The organism is Paraburkholderia phytofirmans (assembly GCF_046028095.1).
GTDB classification, from domain to species: Bacteria; Pseudomonadota; Gammaproteobacteria; order Burkholderiales; family Burkholderiaceae; genus Paraburkholderia; species Paraburkholderia phytofirmans_A.
Genome location: NZ_JAQQDJ010000007.1, coordinates 25,238 through 43,232, shown reverse-complemented (window position 1 = coordinate 43,232; position 17,995 = coordinate 25,238). Strand labels below are relative to the sequence as shown.

The window sequence follows — 17,995 nt, the reverse complement described above, 5'->3', positions numbered from 1 at the left end:
ATGGCTTCTTCCCTTGCTTCTACCTCGTCGTTTGCGAGCTTCGACGATCGCTCGATGGATACGATCGTGCCGCTCGCGGATCTGTTTCGCCTGCTCGGCGACCCCACGCGCTTGCGCATCGTGCTGGCTTGCCTCGACGAGCGGCGCGCCGTTGGGGCGATTGCGGAGGCGCTGGGTTTGTCGTCGTCGCTGGTGAGCCATCATTTGCGGCTGCTGCGCGCGGCGCGGGTCGTGCGCGCGGAGCGGCAGGGCAAGCAGGTCTTCTATCTCGCCGCCGACCGCCACATCAGCACGATGCTGGCCGGCATGCTCGAACACGTGGCCGAACCGGCCGGCGATGATTCACTGGAACCGTCATGAAGAAACCGGAAACTCCGAACGCAGTTGCGGCAGAGCGTCACGATTGCACTTCGGGCCACGCTGACCACGCTGGTCAGGCACACGGCGGCCACAGCCACGGTGACGGCGGCCACAGCCACCGTGGGCACAACCACAGCGGGCAGGACCAAAGCGGCCACAACCACAGCGGCCACGACCACAGTCACAGCGGTCACAGTCACGCCCACGGCCACGCCGGCCACCACCACGCCCATGCTCCCGTCGCAGGCCACGGCCGTGCGTTCGCGCTCGCGGTCGTGTTGAACATCGCCATCGTGATCGCGCAAGCCGTCTACGGTGTGCTCGCTCATTCCACCGCGCTGCTCGCCGACGCCGGCCACAATCTCTCCGATGTCCTCGGGCTGCTGCTCGCCTGGGGCGCGTCATGGCTCGCCACGCGTCGTCCGTCGGCGCGCTACACGTTCGGTTACGGCAGCTCATCGATCCTCGCCTCGCTCATCAACGCCGGGCTGCTGCTGTTCGCGTGCGGCGTGATCGTCGCCGAAGCGATCGGGCGGCTGATGAACCCAGCGCCGGTGGCGGGGCTCGCGGTGTTCGTCGTCGCGACGGTCGGCGTGGTGGTCAACGGGATTTCCGCGTGGCTCTTCATGCGCGGGCAGAAGGAAGACCTGAACATTCGCGGCGCCTTCCTGCATATGGCAGCGGATGCCGGCATCTCGGCGGCGGTCGCGGTAAGCGGTCTCGTGATTCTCTACACCAACTGGACGTGGCTCGATCCGATCATGAGCCTGCTCGTGGTGGCGGTCGTGGTGGTCGGCACGTGGGGCCTGTTACGCGATTCGGTGCGCCTCGCGCTCGACGCCGTGCCGCCCGGCGTCGATCTGCAAAGCATCCGCGATTATCTGGCGGGGCAGCCCGGCGTCGTCGATGTGCACGATCTGCACGTGTGGGCCCTGTCGACCACCGGCAATGCGCTCAGCGCGCATCTGGTGATGCCGGCCGGCCACCCCGGCGACGAGTCGTTAGACGGCATCGTCGTCATACTGCGCGAACGCTTTTCGATGCAGCACGCGACGCTGCAAGTCGACCTCGGCACCACGGACCATCGGTGCGCAATGGATCATGCGCCTCACGCGCATTGAGGCAAGCTGGAACGCATAGCAAGCTCACGGTAAGCGCAAGCCAATCGCACGATTGATGCAGCGCACCGTCAGCGGCTTGCCGGCGGCGCTCCAGGGCGACTTCCTCCGGGCGTACACTAGAACGCATTGTTGTTTCCGGAGTTCCGCATGGACGCTGCCGCAAACGATGCGTCGCAGGTGCTGATCGTCGGTGCCGGCCCCACCGGGCTCGCCGCGGCGATGAGTCTGGCGCGTGCCCACATCCCCGTGCGTCTGATCGACAAAGCCATGCAGCCGAACCCGTATTCGCGGGCCATCGGCATTCAGGCGCGCACGCTCGAGTTGCTCGAGCAGCATCGGCTGGTCGAACCGTTTCTCGAACTCGGCCATCGCGCGCGCATCGCCAATCTGTTTTCGAATGGCATGCGTCTCGCGCAACTCGATTTCGATCCACTCCACACGCGCTATCCGTATTTGCTCTTTCTCGATCAGTCCGTGACCGAGCGCCTGCTGACGGAGCATCTCGCGACGTTTGGCGTGACGGTCGAGCGCGGCGTCGAGCTGACGATGTTCGCGCAAGGCTCCGCCAGCATTCAGGCGACGCTGCGCCGCGCGGACGGTCACACGGAGACGATGCGCCCGTCGTACATGATCGCCGCCGACGGCGCGCATAGCGCGATCCGTCACCGGCTGGGTCTGAGCTTTGAAGGCAAGACCTTCGAGCAGACGTTCCTGCTTGCCGATCTGCACGCCGAAACCGATTGGCCCGAAGACGAGTTTCATATCTTCGCGTCTGGCGAAGGTCTGGTGGCGCTGTTTCCGATGGGCCACGGCCGGCATCGCCTGATAGCGGATCATGCGGTCGAGCCTGCCGCGGTCGCGCCGTCCGCGACGCCTGCGGTGTTGGGCGAGCCGCCGTTGAACAAGGTGCCGGCGCCGTCGCTCGAGGAATGCAAGGCGCTGATCGCGCGGCGCGTGCGCGAGCGGGTCGACGTGTCGGACCTGGCGTGGTCCTCGTATTTTCATCTGAACAGCCGTATGGTGGACCGGCTGCGCGTCGGCCGCATCTTCCTCGCGGGCGACGCCGCGCATGTGCACAGTCCGGCCGGCGCGCAAGGCATGAACACCGGCATTCAGGAAGCGTTCAATCTCGGCTGGAAGCTGGCGCGTGTCATGAAGAGCGCGGCGCCGGACCGGCTGCTCGACACCTATCACACCGAACGTCATCCGATCGAACGTGACGTGCTGCGGCAGACCGGCTTCATCACGCATATGGCCGAGGCCGATCACGGACCGCTCAAGCTGTTGCGCGAACGCGTGATGCCGGTGCTCGCCGCGCTGGGTCCGCTGCGCGATGCCGCACGCGCCACTATCAGCGAACTGTCGATCCAGTACCGGCGCAGTCCGCTGACGCTCGAGCGCGTGCTCGATGGCGGACCGCGTGCCGGCGAGCGCGCGCCCGACGCGCTGGTGCATGTGGTGGACGGACCGCTTGGCCGCGCGCCCGGCGTCGGCTGCATTTTCGATCTGCACGATCCGGCGTTCTTCTCGCTGTTCCTGTTGGTGCCGCCGCTGCCCGTCGACGAAACGCCGCTCGATCCCGCGGCGAAGCATGCGCCGCCGCCGGACCCGGAAATGGAACGCGTGGCGGCCGAGGTCGAGCGATTGCTGCCGGGCGCGGTGCGCATCTGGCGCATCACGGATACCAACGGCGATGGCGGTCCGGCGCTTTCCGAATCGTATGGGCGTACGCGGCCTTCGTTCTATCTGGTGCGCCCGGATGGCTACATCAGCGCACGCGGACGCACCGGCTCCGATCTGCACGGCCTGTTGCGGCATTGCGAAGCGTGGTTCACGGTGAGTGGCGAGGTGCCGGAGCAGGCGGCGTTGTGACGACCGCCTGCCGAGCCAGGCTGTAAGTGGTGCGAGGTCAGTGGTGGTGCGTCACGGTCTCGGCCGGTATGCCCCATTGGTGCGACCGGGATTGCGCGCGCGAGCATGCGGCCAAAGCTGCACAGCCGCCGCCGCCGCGCCTGGCTAAACCGTCGTCGGCGCCGCCGGCGTCAATTGCTCGCGATGTTTAACGAGCGCTTCCTCGACGATGGCCGACATCTCGATGCCGCTCGCATCCGGCTCATCGAGCGAAGCCAGCAACGCGCGCCGCATACGCGGCTCCCAGAAACGGCGGATATGATCGGCGATGCCGGCGAGCGCTTCCTCGCGGTCCGGCATCGAATCGAAAAAGTCGCCGATCCGGTTAGCCATGTCGATCAGGTTCTGATTGTCCATGGCTGCCCTCACTTGCCCGATGTCGTGTTGGCCAGCTCGCGCTGCTTCAGCAGATCGAGCTGTTCGGTGTTGAACCGCGAATAGTCTTTCTGCCATTGCGACGGCTGTTCGACCGGCATCACCTGCACCGCGGTCACCTTGTACTCCGGACAGTTGGTCGCCCAGTCCGAGCTATCGGTGGTGATCACGTTCGCGCCCGACTCAGGGAAGTGGAACGTCGTATAAACCACGCCCGGTTGCATGCGTTCCGTCACCTTCGCGCGCAACACGGTTTGTCCCGCGCGCGATTCGATGCCGACCCAGTCGTCGGTCTTGATGCCGCGTTCTTCGGCGTCATGCGGATGGATTTCCAGCCGATCCTCGTCATGCCAGCGCGAGTTCTCGGTGCGGCGCGTCTGCGCGCCCACGTTGTACTGCGACAGGATACGGCCCGTGGTGAGCAGCATCGGAAATTTGCGCGTGACTTTCTCGGGCGTCGCGATGAACTTCGTGATCACGAACTTGCCCTTGCCGCGCACGAAACTGTCGATGTGCATGGTCGGCGTGCCGTCCGGCGCATCGTCGTTGCAAGGCCACTGAATGCTGCCCATCTCGTCGAGCTTTTTGTACGAGACGCCGTGGAAGGTAGGCGTGAGACGCGCGATCTCGTCCATGATCTGCGACGGGTGCGTGTAGTCCATTTCATAGCCGAGCGCGCGAGAGAGCAGGACCGTGACTTCCCAGTCGGCATAACCCGGCACCGGCGGCATGACCTTGCGTACGCGCGAGATGCGGCGCTCCGCGTTGGTGAACGTGCCGTCCTTTTCGAGGAACGACGAACCCGGCAGCAGCACGTGCGCATACTTGGCGGTCTCGTTCAGGAAAATGTCCTGCACGACGATGCATTCCATCGACGACAGCGCGGCCGACACGTGATGCGTATTCGGATCCGACTGCACAATGTCTTCGCCCTGGCAGTACAGACCCTTGAAGGTGCCGTGCACGGCGGCGTCGAACATGTTCGGAATGCGCAGGCCCGGTTCCGGTTGCAGCGTGACGTTCCAGGCGTCTTCGAACAGCGTGCGCGTGACCGTGTCGCTGATGTGACGATAGCCCGGCAGTTCGTGCGGGAACGAGCCCATGTCGCACGAACCCTGCACGTTGTTCTGGCCGCGCAGCGGATTCACGCCCACGCCTTCGCGGCCGATGTTGCCCGTCGCCATTGCGAGGTTGGCGATGCCCATCACCATCGTCGAGCCTTGCGCGTGTTCGGTGACGCCGAGGCCGTAGTAGATCGCGGCGTTGCCGCCGGTCGCATAGATGCGGGCGGCTTCGCGCACGAATTGAGCCGGCACGCCGGTCACAGCCTCGGTTGCCTCCGGCGCGTTCTCGGGCAGCGCGACGAAATCGCGCCATTGCCCGAACGCACGCGTTTCGCAGCGCTCGGCGACGAATGCTTCGTTGACCAGGCCTTCTGTGACGATCACGTGCGCCAGCGCATTCACGACGGCCACGTTGGTGCCCGGCCGCAATTGCAGATGATGCGATGCCTTCACGTGCGGCGTATCGACGATATCGATGCGGCGCGGATCCACGACGATCAGCTTCGCACCCTCACGCACACGGCGCTTCAGGCGCGAGCCGAACACCGGATGGCCGTCGGTCGGATTCGCGCCGATCACCATGATCACGTCGGCTTTATCCACGGACGCAAAAGTCTGCGTGCCCGCCGATTCGCCGAGCGTGGTCTTCAGTCCATAGCCGGTCGGCGAGTGGCAAACGCGCGCGCAGGTGTCGACGTTGTTGTTGCCGAACGCGGCGCGCACGAGCTTTTGTACCAGATACGTTTCTTCGTTCGTGCAACGCGACGACGTGATGCCGCCGATCGAATCGCGCCCGTGCTTCGCCTGAATGCGGCGGAATTCCGACGCCGCATACGTGAGCGCTTCTTCCCAGCTGACTTCGCGCCACGGATCGGTGATCTTCGCGCGGATCATCGGCTTGGTGATGCGGTCCTTGTGGGTCGCGTAGCCCCAGGCAAAGCGGCCCTTCACGCAGGCGTGGCCTTCGTTGGCCTGGCCGTTCTTGTGCGGCACCATCCGCACGACCTCGTTGCCCTTCATCTCCGCCTTGAACGAGCAGCCGACGCCGCAATACGCGCACGTTGTCACCACCGAATGCTCGGCCTGGCCAAGCATGATGACGGTCTTTTCCTGCAAGGTCGCGGTCGGGCAAGCGGCCACGCACGCGCCGCACGACACGCATTCCGATTCCATGAACGGCACGTTTTCGCTGGCCGCCACGCGCGATTCGAAACCGCGTCCGGCGATGGTCAGCGCGAACGTGCCCTGCGTTTCTTCGCACGCGCGCACGCAGCGATTGCAGACGATGCACTTGGACGCGTCGTAGGTGAAGTACGGATTCGACTCGTCCTTTTTGTCCTTCAGGTGATTCGCGCCGTCGAAACCGTAGCGCACTTCGCGCAGGCCCGTAACGCCCGCCATGTCCTGCAGTTCGCAGTCGCCGTTGGCGGGGCAGGTGAGGCAGTCGAGCGGGTGATCGGAGATGTACAGTTCCATCACATTGCGGCGCAGCGACTGCAGACGATCGGTTTGCGTGCGGACCTTCATGCCGGCTTCGACCGGCGTCGTGCACGAAGCGGGATAGCCGCGCTTGCCTTCGATTTCCACCAGACACAAACGGCACGAGCCGAACGGTTCCAGCGAATCGGTTGCGCAGAGTTTCGGTACGTTGACGCCCGCTTCGACGGCGGCGCGCATCACGGAGGTGCCGGCGGGAACGGTGACGGACTGGCCGTCGATTTCCAGCGTCACGTCGATATCGGCGTGACGCTCGGGCGTGCCGAAATCGGTGTCGTCGAAAAAGGAGCGGGGCGCGCGCTGTTGCTGCGCCTGCGATTTACACGCGCAGTTGCCTGAGCCGCAGCCGCCAGTGGGAGAGTTGAGCACGTCGGACATGGTGGGCTCCTGGGTCAGGCCGCTTTCGGCGCGTGATGAGATACGTCGGCGAGACCGAAGTCTTCGGGGAAATGATCGAGCGCGGACAGCACCGGGAACGGCGTCATACCGCCCATCGCGCACAGCGAACCGGACACCATCGTGTCGCACAGATCGCGCAGCAACTGCACTTGTCGTGTGGACGTATCGCCGTTGCGAATCCGGCCGATCACTTCGACGCCGCGCGTCGAGCCGATCCGGCACGGCGTGCATTTGCCGCACGATTCGAGCGCGCAAAAGTGCATGGCGTACTGCGCGAGTTCGGCGAGATTCGAGGTGTCGTCATGCACGACGAGGCCGCCATGCCCCACCACCGCGCCGACTGCCGCGTACGCCTCGTAGTCCATCGGAATGTCCCACTGGCTTTCCGGCAGATACGTGCCGAGCGGGCCGCCCACTTGCACCGCGCGCGCCGGCCGGCCGCTTGCCGTGCCGCCGCCGTAGTCGTACAGCAATTCGCGCAGCGTCACGCCGAACGCGAGTTCGACCAGGCCGCCCTGCTTCACATTGCCCGCGAGCTGGAACGGCAGCGTGCCGCGCGAGCGGCCCATGCCGAAGTCTTTGTAGAACGCCGCGCCGCGCGCGAAGATGATCGGCACCGTGGCGAGCGTGATGACGTTGTTGATCACGGTCGGCTGGCCGAACAGACCAACGAGCGCCGGCACCGGCGGCTTGGCGCGCACGATGCCGCGCTTGCCTTCGAGCGATTCCAGCAACGCCGTTTCCTCGCCGCACACATAGGCGCCGGCGCCTTTCGCGACGAACAGTTCGAAGCGATGCATTGAGCCAAGCACGCTGTCGCCGAGCCAGCCGGCGGCGCGTGCTTTCGCGATGGCGGCTTCGAGCGTGGCGATTGAATGCGGATACTCGCTGCGCACATAAATATGGCCGACCGTCGCGCCGGTCACGACACCCGCGATGATCATCCCTTCGATCAGCACGTACGGATCGCTTTCCATCACGAGGCGATCGGAGAAGGTGCCGGAATCGCCTTCGTCCGCGTTGCAGACGATGTACTTCTGCGCCGCCTTGGCGCCACGCACCGTGCGCCATTTGATGCCGGCGGGGAAGGCCGCGCCGCCGCGGCCACGCAGGCCGGACTCGATCAACGCTTCGCAGGCGGTGTCGCCGTCGGTTTGCAGCGCCTGGCGCAAGCCTTCGAGGCCGCCGTGGGCGACATAGTCGTCGATGGAAAGCGGGTCCGTGATGCCGATGCGGGCGAACGTCAGGCGTTGCTGCTTCTTCAGATACGGGATCTCGTCGACCACGCCGACGCGGTTTGCGTGCGCGCCCCCTTCAAGGAAGCCGGCGTCGAACAGCGCGACGACATCGCCGGCTTCGATATTCGCGTAGCCGATGCGGCCTTCAGGCGTCTGAACTTCGACGAGCGGTTCGAGCCACAGCAGGCCGCGCGAACCGTTGCGAACCAGTTCGATGGTGAGGCCGCGGCGTGCCGCTTCGGTTTCGATCGCTTGTGCTAGCGCGTCAGCGCCAAGCGCCAACGCCGACGAATCGCGAGGAACGTAGATGCGCGTCATGCCGTCACCTCCACGCACTTGCTGGCGGCCGCGAAGATCGCGTCGAACTTTTGCGGCGAGACTCTGGCATGCAGCGTGCCGTTGAGCATCAGCGCCGGCGACAGCGCGCATTGGCCAAGGCAATACACCGATTCCAGTTCCACCGCTACGCCGTGCTGATGTTCGCCATCGAAGCGGCAACCCGTGTGCGCCTCGATATGTTGCGCGAGCGCTTCGGTGCCCATGCTGCGGCAGGCTTCCGCGCGGCACAGTTGCACCGTGACGGGCGCGGGCGGCTGCGTGCGGAAGTGGTGGTAGTAGGTGATGACGCCGTGCACTTCCGCGCGCGACAGATTCATGGCGCGCGCGAGCGGCGCGACTGCGGCGGGTGGCACGTAACCAACTTCGTTCTGGATCGCGTGCAAGACCGCTAGCAGCGACACGCCCGGTTGCGCGTGACGCTCAACGAGTTGATCCGGCGCGATGGCGATGGAATCGTCCAAGTGGGAGCTCCTCCAAAGTCATATATGCACTTGTTATTCATAATGCGTGCACTTATGCTTCGTTTATTCGATATGGGATAGCCGAACAATAGGCGGGCATTTCGGCCGATGCAATAGGAAAGAGTTCAACATATATGGTCAGAATCGAATGTCAGGTGCAACTGGTGGTGAAGGGCGCGGACGGCCGGGAGGCAAGCCTGTCGGACGTGGTGCCGCTGCTCGCGCTGGTGGACGAATCCGGCAGCATCGCGCAGGCGGCGACGCTTAAGGGTTTGTCCTACCGTCATGCGTGGGGTTTACTGCGCAGCATCGAAGAGCGTTTGGGCGGTCCGCTGATCGCAAAGGAGCGTGGCCGCGGCTCGGTTCTCTCCGAACTCGGGCAAGCGGTGTTGCGCGCGCAGCGTCTGTGCGGCGAGCGGCTCGACGGCAACATGCAGGCACTCGCCAGCGAAGTGGCGAGCGATCTGAACCGCTGGCTCGCGCCGCCCGCCGACGACGTGCGCATCTTCGCGTCGCACGGCTACGCCGTGGCCGCGCTCGTGACGGCGCTGGTTGCCAACGATCTGCCGGTCGACATCAAGTATCGTGACAGCGCGGACGCCGTCAGCGCGCTTGCGCGCGGCGAATGCGATCTGGCCGGCTTCCATTTGCCGCTGGGCGAGTTTCGCGCGGCGTGTGCCGATGCATATCGGCGCTGGCTCGATCCGCAGCGTCACGTGCTCGTGCATCTCACGCGACGCAAGCAAGGGCTTTTTCTTGGCAAGGGCAATCCCAAGGGAATTGCCGGTCTGGGCGATCTCGCGCGCGACGATATCCGTTTCGTGAATCGACAACCCGGCTCCGGCACACGCATGTTGCTCGATCTCGCGCTACGGAAAGTCGGAGTCGATCCGGATCGGGTCAATGGCTACGCGTCGGCCGAACTCACGCATTCGGCGATCGCGGCGTTCGTCGCGAGCGGCATGGCGGATGTGGGTTTCGGCGTGGAGCCCGCGGCGCACCACTTCGGTCTGGACTTCATTCCGATTGTCGACGAAGACTATTATTTTGCCTGCGACCGCGCGCGCCTCGAACGTATGCCGCTGGCGACGGTGCTCGGATTGCTGCGCGGCAATGCGTTTCGCCGTAGCGTCGATCAGCTCGAAGGCTATGATCCGCAAGACTGCGGCAAGGTGGTCGATCTCGAAGAGGGCTTGGGCGAAGCGGTGGCGTAAGCGGCCGTAAACATCAGGCTGTGTTTGGCGCTGCGTGTGGCGTCCGTTTGGGATACTCTCTAAGCTTCCGCTTCCGCCTAAACCGCGCGTTACGTCGCGCCGATCCATATGAAAGTCATTCTTCACGCATGTGCTGCCGTTGCGACGGCTGGTGTGCTCCTCGCGACTGAATCAGTTGCTTTCGCACAGAATTCGCCGGGTGTTCCGGGCGGCATTCTGCAAGATCAGTTCCGTCTAGCCGAACATCCGCAAATGCCGTTTGCGGCGTCGTCTCCTTCGGACAAATACCAGACCGGCAAAAAATCGGCTATGCGCAAGCGCGGCGATATGGGCGATCCGAATGGCTGCAATCTGCAGTGTCCTAAAGACGAATAAGCGGACGCGCGTGTCCGTTGTTGGTGCGACGCCGGCTTTCTGCCGGCGTCTTTCTTTTAGCTCTCAGGTTCAGTCTGGCGTGCTAGTTGTTGGCTCGCGGCGCGCGCTTAAGGTTTTGCCGTGTGCCACATGTCTTTGAAGCCTTCTCCCTTCATGTCTCCCGCCTGCTTGTCCGCTGCGTAGCGATAGAGCGGATGGCCTTTGTACGCCCATTGCGGTTTGCCGTCTGCGCCAGTGATCACGGTCCAGTCGCCGGACGGTTTGTCTGACGCGCTCGCCGTGGCCGCGGGCCAGTAGTTCATGCAGCCGCCTGTGCAGGCGCTCACGCCGGGTGTGGTGTCCTTGTCGAAGGTGTAGAGCGTCATGCCGTCTGCACTGACGAAACGTCCATCGACGATCTTCGGTGCTTCGGCGAAAGCGCTTTGTTGCAGGGCGAGAAGGGCGAGGCAGAAGAGAGTCTTGCGCATGATGTCGGCTCCTGATTTTGGTGTTGGTCTCACGCGAGGCACGGCGTGCGCGAGTGAGGATCAAACGACTGAGCGGATGCGTTTATTCCAATCACTTCGTCATCTGAGGACCGTGTCAGGGTCCGTTCCGTGACGGCGCGGGGATGAGATAAGAAAAGGATAGTGCGGGAAAGCGCGCAGCGGGAAGGACGCGGGGGATAAGAAAAAACCCGCAAGCAGCAGGCTGCTTACGGGTTTCCGATGAGACTTGATGGTGCAGCGTGAAACATGTTCTGGTGGAGGCGGCGGGAATCGAACCCGCGTCCAGAAGCACTCTACGACTAGTTCTACATGTGTAGTTCTGTCTTTTGATTTAACCATAGTGACGCGGACGAACACGCTGCACTACGGCGATTCACTAGGTTTTCGACCCGGATGTCGTGACACCACCAAGGCTTAACTGACGTATATGACCTCTGTCGGTATTGCTACCGGTCTTGCGACTCTAGCCCGTCAGTGAACTAGGCAGAGGACGGCGGCCCTTAGGCTGCCAGTGCGAACGTTTCGTCGTTTGCAGTTACGTTTTTCCCGCTGATTTACGAGGTGACGGGGCCTCGACATGCCCTAGCCGCTTCGCAACCCCTGTCGAAACCAGGTCGCCCCCGCGGTTCGTTGCTCAAGTTTCTGAGCCAGGCAGAGATTTTACAATAGATCGACGGCCACGTCCTGACTCATTGGCGCGGCCGGCGCGGCGGCCCGGCTTTTGCCGCCTGCGTTTCAGCCGATGTCGCGCAGCAGTCTCTGCAATTCCGCCGGCGATTGGACGACGTGTTGCGCATGCCATTGCGTCGGCGGGATGTCGTTGCCGCAGTAGCCGTACGCCGCCGCGACCGTTTTCATGCCGGCTGCGAAACCGGCCTGCACGTCGCGCAGATCATCGCCGACGTAGACGATGCGCTCCGGCGCCACGTCCAGTTCGCGCGCCGCATGTAGCAATGGCGCCGGGTGCGGTTTCGAATGCGGCGTGGTGTCGCCGCTCACGACACAACCCGCACGCTCTTCGAGGCCGAGTTGAGCGATCAGCGGCTCGGTGAGCCGCGCCACCTTGTTCGTGACGATGCCCCAGCGCACACCGCGTGCGTCCAGTTCGTCGAGCATCTCGGGAATGCCTTGAAACAGCGTGGTCTCGATGCACAGGTCCGCCTCGTAGTTGGCGAGGAATTCCTCGCGCATCGACGCGAACTCGTGGCTATCGGGGCCGATCCCGAACGCCCCGCCAATCAGCCCGCGCGCGCCCGCGGATGCAAGCGGGCGCAGATCTTCGAGCGGCACCATCTCGAGCCCGCGATCGTGGCGCATCTTGTTGACGGCCGCCGCGAGGTCGGGCGCCGTGTCGGCTAGCGTGCCGTCGAGGTCGAACAGGACGGCATGGCAAAGACCGAGTGCATCTTCGTTGTCTTCGCGTTGGGGCAGGGGCGTGGGATCGCTCATTGGTTCGATAGGTCCGGCAGGTCGGGGCGGATCAAACGTCGCGGCGGCAGGCGAGCATGTAGTTCACGCTCGTGTCGGCGGACAGCATGAAATGCTTGCTGAGCGGGTTATACACGATGCCTTTGATATCGGCGGTGCGCAGGTCTGCGCCGCGCACGAAGCTCGCCAGTTCCGACGGGCGAATGAAGCGCGCGTAGTCGTGCGTGCCCTTGGGCAGCATGCGCGCGATGTATTCGGCGCCGATCACCGCGAACAGATACGACTTCACGTTGCGGTTCAGGGTCGAAAAGAACACCCAGCCGCCGGGTTTCACCAGTGTCTTGCACGCCTCGACGATGGCGGCAGGCTGAGGCACGTGCTCGAGCATTTCCATGCAGGTCACGACGTCGTACTTCGCGGGTTCGCGGGCGGCGAGCGCCTCGGCGGCGACTTCTTCGTAATCGACGGTTACACCACTTTCAAGGCTGTGAAGATCGGCCACGCCCAAAGCTTGGGTCGACAGGTCGATGCCCTTCACGTGCGCTCCCAAACCGGCCATCGACTCGGACAGAATGCCGCCGCCGCAACCGATATCCAGCACGGTCTTGCCCGCGAGATGCGCGTGCGCGTCGATCCAGTTCAGGCGAATCGGATTGAGCTCGTGCAACGGCTTGAATTCGGCATTCGGGTCCCACCAACGATGCGCAAGATCGCTAAATTTCTGCAGTTCGTGGGGATCGGCGTTGGTCATGGCGGAAGCTGCCTCGAAGAGAGCGGTGAGCGGGCGCTCGAGGATAAACCCTGAGTATATAGGGCGAGAGACGGAGCGGCAAAATGCCGCCCGCTCGAGGGTCGGCGCGGTGCCCGATGTGGCGCCGCGCACGTGGCCGGACATAAAAAAAGCCCCGCCGAAGCGGGGCTTTGATACTGCGGTATTTTGTAGCTTACTGCTTCGAAGTACCAACAACTTCCACTTCCACGCGACGATCCGGTGCGAGGCAGGCGATGAGTTGCTTGTGGTTCTTCTGGTTGCAACCGGTCGTGACCGGGTTGCGCTTGCCCTTGCCTTCCGTATAGATACGGTTGGATTCGATGCCCTTGCTGACCAGGTATGCCTTCACAGCTTGAGCACGGCGCAGCGACAGACGGTCGTTGTACTTGTCCGAACCGATACGGTCCGTGTAACCCGTTGCGACGACGACTTCGAGGTTCAGCGCGCCGATCTTCGATGCCAGATCGTCCAGCTTTTCCTTGCCAGCCGGCTTCAGGATTGCCTTGTCAAAGTCGAACAGTGCGTCAGCTTGATACGTAATCTTCTGGCTCGTAATAGCCGGTGCAGGTGCGACCGGAGCCGGCGGAGTCGGAGCTTGAGCAACCAGAGCGCCATCGCACTTTGCGTTGGCCGTAGCCGGCGTCCAGAATGCATCGCGCCAGCACAGCTCGTTCGTGCCGTTCATCCACACGTATTCGCCGGTACCATTCACCCAGTTGTCGTTCGTAGCTTGTCGCGACGCCGGCACCGACTGTGCCATGGCGGATGCAGCCATAACCGCGGTAGCTGCAATGAACGCGAGCTTTGAAAGTTTATTCATATTTCTCCTCTCGAAATTGAGATTACCGCAGGTTTACTGCGAGCCTGTTGACGAAGACAAGTCATACATTGCTCGAAGTATAACATCGGTGTAGAACAAAAAACGTGCTGTGTAGACTTCGAGCAGTGTCTAACTCTTTGTGCGTTGGCATTTTGCCATATCGTTCCCTTCCAACGATAAAAAAATCTGCCCCCCATCAAATCACCCTCCAATTGTGGTGCATGCGCAACAAAAGCAATTCCTTGGAGGCTCCGCCAGTCATGGCTGAGCGGCGAATTGCCCCACGCACGAATCGAGCCTGACCGACGCCAAAAATGAGCGTCGAGGAAAGCTTCGCGCGCGTCCCACTAATAGGTATACGTACCTTAGCCGGGAGCGGATTCGCGGCATGTTAGAATCGCGTGATGCGTTGCGCCTGCAATGCTTACGCGAAGGCGCGGCGGATTGAAGTTAAGCCGTCGTCTTGGCACGTAAAAGATACGGATAATGGATCAATTCGCCAAAGAGACTCTGCCAATCTCCCTAGAGGAGGAAATGCGCCGTTCGTATCTCGATTACGCGATGAGCGTGATCGTGGGGCGTGCGCTTCCCGATGTTCGCGATGGCCTGAAGCCGGTGCACCGGCGCGTGCTGTACGCGATGCACGAACTGAATAACGACTGGAACCGGGCGTACAAGAAGTCGGCGCGTATTGTCGGCGACGTCATCGGTAAATATCACCCGCACGGCGACACAGCTGTTTACGACACCATCGTCCGGATGGCGCAGGACTTCTCGCTGCGCTACATGCTGGTGGACGGTCAGGGCAACTTCGGCTCGGTCGACGGCGACAACGCCGCGGCGATGCGGTACACCGAAATCCGCATGGCGAAGATCGGCCACGAACTGCTGGCCGACATCGACAAGGAAACGGTCGATTTCACGCCGAACTACGACGGCAGCGAAAACGAACCGGCCATCCTGCCGGCGCGCATTCCCAATCTGCTGATCAATGGCTCGTCCGGCATCGCGGTCGGCATGGCGACCAACATCCCGCCGCACAACCTCAATGAGGTTGTCGACGCCTGCCAGCATCTGCTCAAGAACCCCGAAGCCACGATCGACGAACTGATCGAAATCATTCCGGCACCCGACTTCCCGACCGCCGGCATCATCTACGGCGTGGCCGGCGTGCGCGACGGCTATCGCACCGGCCGCGGGCGCGTAGTGATGCGCGCGCTCACGCACTTCGAGGAAATCGACCGCGGTCAGCGCATGTCGATCATCGTCGACGAACTGCCATACCAGGTGAACAAGCGCTCACTTCTGGAGCGCATCGCCGAACTGGTCAACGAGAAGAAGCTCGAAGGCATTTCCGACATCCGCGACGAGTCCGACAAGAGCGGCATGCGCGTCGTGATCGAGCTCAAGCGCGGCGAAGTGCCGGAAGTCGTTCTGAACAATCTGTACAAGGCGACCCAGCTTCAGGACACCTTCGGCATGAACATGGTCGCGCTGGTCGACGGCCAGCCTAAGCTGCTGAACCTGAAGGAAATGCTGTCGTGCTTCCTGTCGCATCGCCGGGAAGTGCTGACGCGGCGCACTGTATACGAACTGCGCAAGGCGCGCGAACGCGGCCACGTGCTCGAAGGTCTGGCGGTTGCGCTCGCCAACATCGACGAGTTTATCGCGATCATCAAAGCCGCGCCGACTCCGCCCATCGCCAAGCAGGAATTGATGGCGCGTCCGTGGGATTCGTCGCTGGTGCGCGAAATGTTGTCGCGCGCCGAGACGGAAAACGCGACGGCGGGCGGTCGCGAAGCCTATCGTCCTGACGGATTGAATCCGTCGTTCGGCATGCAGTCCGACGGCCTCTACCGTCTCTCCGACACCCAGGCTCAGGAAATTCTGCAGATGCGTCTGCAGCGCCTGACCGGCCTGGAGCAGGACAAGATCATTGGCGAGTACCGCGAAGTGATGGCGCAAATCGCCGACCTGCTGGACATTCTGGCTCGCCCGGAACGCATTACGGCGATCATCGTCGACGAACTCACGTCGATCAAAGCCGAATTCGGCGACGCGCGCCGCTCGAAGATCGAGCTGAACGCCACCGAACTGAACACCGAAGATCTGATCACGCCGCAAGAGATGGTCGTGACCATGTCGCACGCCGGCTACGTGAAATCGCAGCCGCTGTCCGAATACAGCGCGCAGAAGCGCGGCGGCCGCGGCAAGCAAGCCACGGCGATGAAGGAAGACGACTGGATCGACACGCTGTTCATCGCGAACACGCACGATCACATTCTGTGCTTCTCGAATCGCGGCCGAGTCTATAGCGTGAAGGTCTATGAAGTGCCGCAAGGTTCGCGGAACTCGCGCGGCCGTCCGATCATCAATATCTTCCCGCTGCAGGAAGGCGAAAAGATCACGGTTGTTCTGCCGGTCAAGGAATTCTCGGCTGACAAATTCGTCTTCATGGGCACCGCGTTAGGAACCGTAAAAAAGACGCCGCTGGAAGCCTTTGGCCGCGTGTTGCGCAAGGGTATTATTGCGGTCGGTCTGGATGACGGCGATTACCTGATCGGCGCCGCCATTACTGACGGCCAGCACGACGTGATGCTGTTCTCGGATTCGGGCAAGGCGGTTCGCTTCGACGAGAACGACGTGCGTCCGATGGGCCGGGAAGCGCGCGGCGTGCGTGGCATGCAGCTCGAAGACGGTCAGAACGTGATCGCGCTGCTGGTGGCCGGCGACGAGCAGCAGTCGGTGCTCACCGCAACGGAAAACGGTTTCGGCAAGCGCACGCCGATCACCGAGTACACCCGTCATGGTCGCGGCACGAAGGGCATGATCGCGATCCAGACGTCGGAGCGTAACGGCCGCGTCGTGGCCGCCACGCTGGTGGATCAGGAAGCGCAGATCATGCTGATCACCAATACTGGCGTGCTGATCCGTACGCGCGTCTCGGAAATTCGAGAAATGGGACGTGCAACCCAAGGTGTTACACTCATCAGCCTTGACGAAGGGACCAAGCTTTCAGGTCTGCAACAGGTTGCTGAGGCGGAGGCAGAAAGTGATGCGGAAGGCGACGCCGAAGGTCCCGCAGAAGGTGACAACGGTGGTGAAGAGGGCGGTGCAGCCTGATTCGCTTCTGCGTCTTTCAGTCTCAGTGATTAGTTGAAAGCTGCGCCGGGAATAATGGCGTATCGGGCTGATACGTGTCCCGCGCGGCTTGCTGCTCAAGTTCATTTCTATTAGGGAGTAATGATGCAAAAACGATTCAAACAACTGATGTTGCTGGCTGCCCTCGTGCCGACCTTTGCTATGGCTCAAGCGCTTCAGAGCCAGGCTCCGGCGGCTCCGGCAGCTGCCGCAGCACCGGTTGATCCGGCCAAGCAGGCTGCAATCAAGGACCTGTTGGACGCAATCGACGCGCAGAAGCTCGTCGGCGCGATCGGCAACAGCGCACAGATGCAAGCCAAGCAGCTGGTTCCGGCCATCCTGTCGGACGCGCTGAGCGAAAACAAGACGATGACGGACAAGCAGAAGCAGGCTTCCGTCCCGACGCTGCAAAAGAACGCAGTGCCGAAGCTGGTTGACGGCGCAGGCCAGGTGTTCGCCACGGACAATTTCCGTCAGGACGCCATGCAAGCTCAGTACGACGCGTACGCGAAGTACTACAGCACGTCGGAAATCAAGGATCTGACCACGTTCTACAAGAGCCCGACCGGCCGCAAGTTCATCCAGGTGCAAGACCAGGTTGGCCGCGACGTCGTGAACGGCTTGATGCAAAAGTACATGCCGCAATCGATCAAGGCAACGCGTGACCAGGCCGACAAGGAAGTCGCTTCGGTCAAGCCGGCTAAGTAAAGCTAAGGTCGAAAGGCTGCGCTGACATCGCGCCAGCCGCCGCCCGGCAGGTCCGCCTCATAGGCTGAATGGCGCACCGGGTTTGGCGGCTTGGCGATGACAATGCGATAATGGCCGTTTGCGCACGCGCGCAGACGGCCATTTTTTTTTCGGCGCGAAATGGTCCGAATCCGCGTCAGAAAATCGCGCCGGCAAAATTGCGTTGTTAGCGTCACCGCGGTTGTTTGCACGGCTGCCAGCTTCGCCGATCTTTGCGCGTTCTTCCTTTTTTTGCGCCTGCTTCC

General features: G+C 62.7%; 16 protein-coding genes and 1 other RNA gene. 7 read left to right on the top strand and 10 right to left on the bottom strand.

Features of this window, described 5'->3' with window-relative positions:
* From PQR54_RS20250 to PQR54_RS20240, 3 genes are all read left to right on the top strand, one after another.
* On the top strand, positions 1-360 hold the full coding sequence (locus tag PQR54_RS20250; protein ID WP_408248756.1) for an ArsR/SmtB family transcription factor: 360 nt from the start codon (positions 1-3) through the stop codon (positions 358-360).
* Positions 357-1,481, top strand: coding sequence for a cation diffusion facilitator family transporter (locus PQR54_RS20245; RefSeq protein ID WP_408248754.1), 1,125 nt, complete (start codon positions 357-359; stop codon positions 1,479-1,481). The genes PQR54_RS20250 and PQR54_RS20245 overlap by 4 nt, the downstream gene beginning before the upstream one ends.
* A 147-nt stretch (positions 1,482-1,628) precedes the next feature.
* The gene (locus tag PQR54_RS20240; protein WP_408248752.1) at positions 1,629-3,353 is read left to right on the top strand and encodes an FAD-dependent monooxygenase; all 1,725 of its coding nucleotides are present in this window, start codon (positions 1,629-1,631) and stop codon (positions 3,351-3,353) included.
* Positions 3,354-3,497: 144 nt separating this feature from the next.
* On the opposite strand, the gene PQR54_RS20235 is transcribed toward PQR54_RS20240, so the two are convergent.
* The 4 genes from PQR54_RS20235 to PQR54_RS20220 are packed head-to-tail and all read right to left on the bottom strand — an operon-like array spanning position 3,498 to position 8,765.
* Entirely contained in the window at positions 3,498-3,749 is a 252-nt protein-coding gene (locus PQR54_RS20235) for a formate dehydrogenase subunit delta (protein ID WP_106283278.1), read from the bottom strand.
* A gap of 8 nt (positions 3,750-3,757) precedes the next feature.
* Positions 3,758-6,706 carry a formate dehydrogenase subunit alpha gene (fdhF, locus tag PQR54_RS20230; RefSeq protein WP_408248750.1) on the bottom strand — a complete coding sequence of 983 codons (2,949 nt, stop codon included), beginning with the start codon at positions 6,704-6,706 and terminating at the stop codon, positions 3,758-3,760.
* Between the two features lie 14 nt (positions 6,707-6,720).
* Positions 6,721-8,283, bottom strand: coding sequence for a formate dehydrogenase beta subunit (locus tag PQR54_RS20225; RefSeq protein WP_408248748.1), 1,563 nt, complete (start codon positions 8,281-8,283; stop codon positions 6,721-6,723).
* Positions 8,280-8,765 (bottom strand): NAD(P)H-dependent oxidoreductase subunit E, encoded by a 486-nt coding sequence (locus tag PQR54_RS20220; protein WP_408248746.1) that lies wholly within the window; start codon positions 8,763-8,765, stop codon positions 8,280-8,282. The genes PQR54_RS20225 and PQR54_RS20220 overlap by 4 nt, the downstream gene beginning before the upstream one ends.
* A gap of 134 nt (positions 8,766-8,899) precedes the next feature.
* Here PQR54_RS20220 and PQR54_RS20215 point away from each other — a divergent pair, with 134 nt between their 5' ends.
* Entirely contained in the window at positions 8,900-9,979 is a 1,080-nt protein-coding gene (locus PQR54_RS20215; protein ID WP_408248745.1) for a substrate-binding domain-containing protein, read from the top strand.
* A gap of 108 nt (positions 9,980-10,087) precedes the next feature.
* The gene (locus PQR54_RS20210; protein ID WP_408248743.1) at positions 10,088-10,354 is read left to right on the top strand and encodes a hypothetical protein; all 267 of its coding nucleotides are present in this window, start codon (positions 10,088-10,090) and stop codon (positions 10,352-10,354) included.
* A 107-nt stretch (positions 10,355-10,461) separates the two neighbouring features.
* On the opposite strand, the gene PQR54_RS20205 is transcribed toward PQR54_RS20210, so the two are convergent.
* The 5 genes from PQR54_RS20205 to ompA form a co-directional block, all read right to left on the bottom strand.
* Positions 10,462-10,821 (bottom strand): COG4315 family predicted lipoprotein, encoded by a 360-nt coding sequence (locus tag PQR54_RS20205; RefSeq protein ID WP_012433989.1) that lies wholly within the window; start codon positions 10,819-10,821, stop codon positions 10,462-10,464.
* A gap of 273 nt (positions 10,822-11,094) precedes the next feature.
* Positions 11,095-11,464: a transfer-messenger RNA gene (gene ssrA, locus PQR54_RS20200) on the bottom strand.
* Positions 11,465-11,577: 113 nt separating this feature from the next.
* Positions 11,578-12,291 carry a phosphoglycolate phosphatase gene (gph, locus tag PQR54_RS20195; RefSeq protein ID WP_116139588.1) on the bottom strand — a complete coding sequence of 238 codons (714 nt, stop codon included), beginning with the start codon at positions 12,289-12,291 and terminating at the stop codon, positions 11,578-11,580.
* A gap of 31 nt (positions 12,292-12,322) precedes the next feature.
* Positions 12,323-13,021: a bifunctional 2-polyprenyl-6-hydroxyphenol methylase/3-demethylubiquinol 3-O-methyltransferase UbiG gene (gene ubiG / locus PQR54_RS20190; RefSeq protein WP_408248740.1), complete on the bottom strand. Its 699-nt coding sequence runs from the start codon at positions 13,019-13,021 to the stop codon at positions 12,323-12,325.
* A 193-nt stretch (positions 13,022-13,214) separates the two neighbouring features.
* Positions 13,215-13,862 (bottom strand): outer membrane protein OmpA, encoded by a 648-nt coding sequence (ompA, locus tag PQR54_RS20185; RefSeq protein ID WP_028200089.1) that lies wholly within the window; start codon positions 13,860-13,862, stop codon positions 13,215-13,217.
* Between the two features lie 486 nt (positions 13,863-14,348).
* On the opposite strand from ompA, the gene gyrA reads away from it, so the two are divergent.
* Positions 14,349-16,985, top strand: a complete 2,637-nt coding sequence (gene gyrA, locus PQR54_RS20180; RefSeq protein WP_408248738.1) for a DNA gyrase subunit A — start codon at positions 14,349-14,351, stop codon at positions 16,983-16,985.
* A 123-nt stretch (positions 16,986-17,108) separates the two neighbouring features.
* Positions 17,109-17,711 (top strand): DUF2059 domain-containing protein, encoded by a 603-nt coding sequence (locus PQR54_RS20175; RefSeq protein WP_408249255.1) that lies wholly within the window; start codon positions 17,109-17,111, stop codon positions 17,709-17,711.
* 2 nt (positions 17,712-17,713) lie between these two features.
* On the opposite strand, the gene PQR54_RS20170 is transcribed toward PQR54_RS20175, so the two are convergent.
* On the bottom strand, positions 17,714-17,941 hold the full coding sequence (locus tag PQR54_RS20170; RefSeq protein WP_408248736.1) for a hypothetical protein: 228 nt from the start codon (positions 17,939-17,941) through the stop codon (positions 17,714-17,716).
* Between the last annotated feature and the right edge of the window lie 54 nt (positions 17,942-17,995).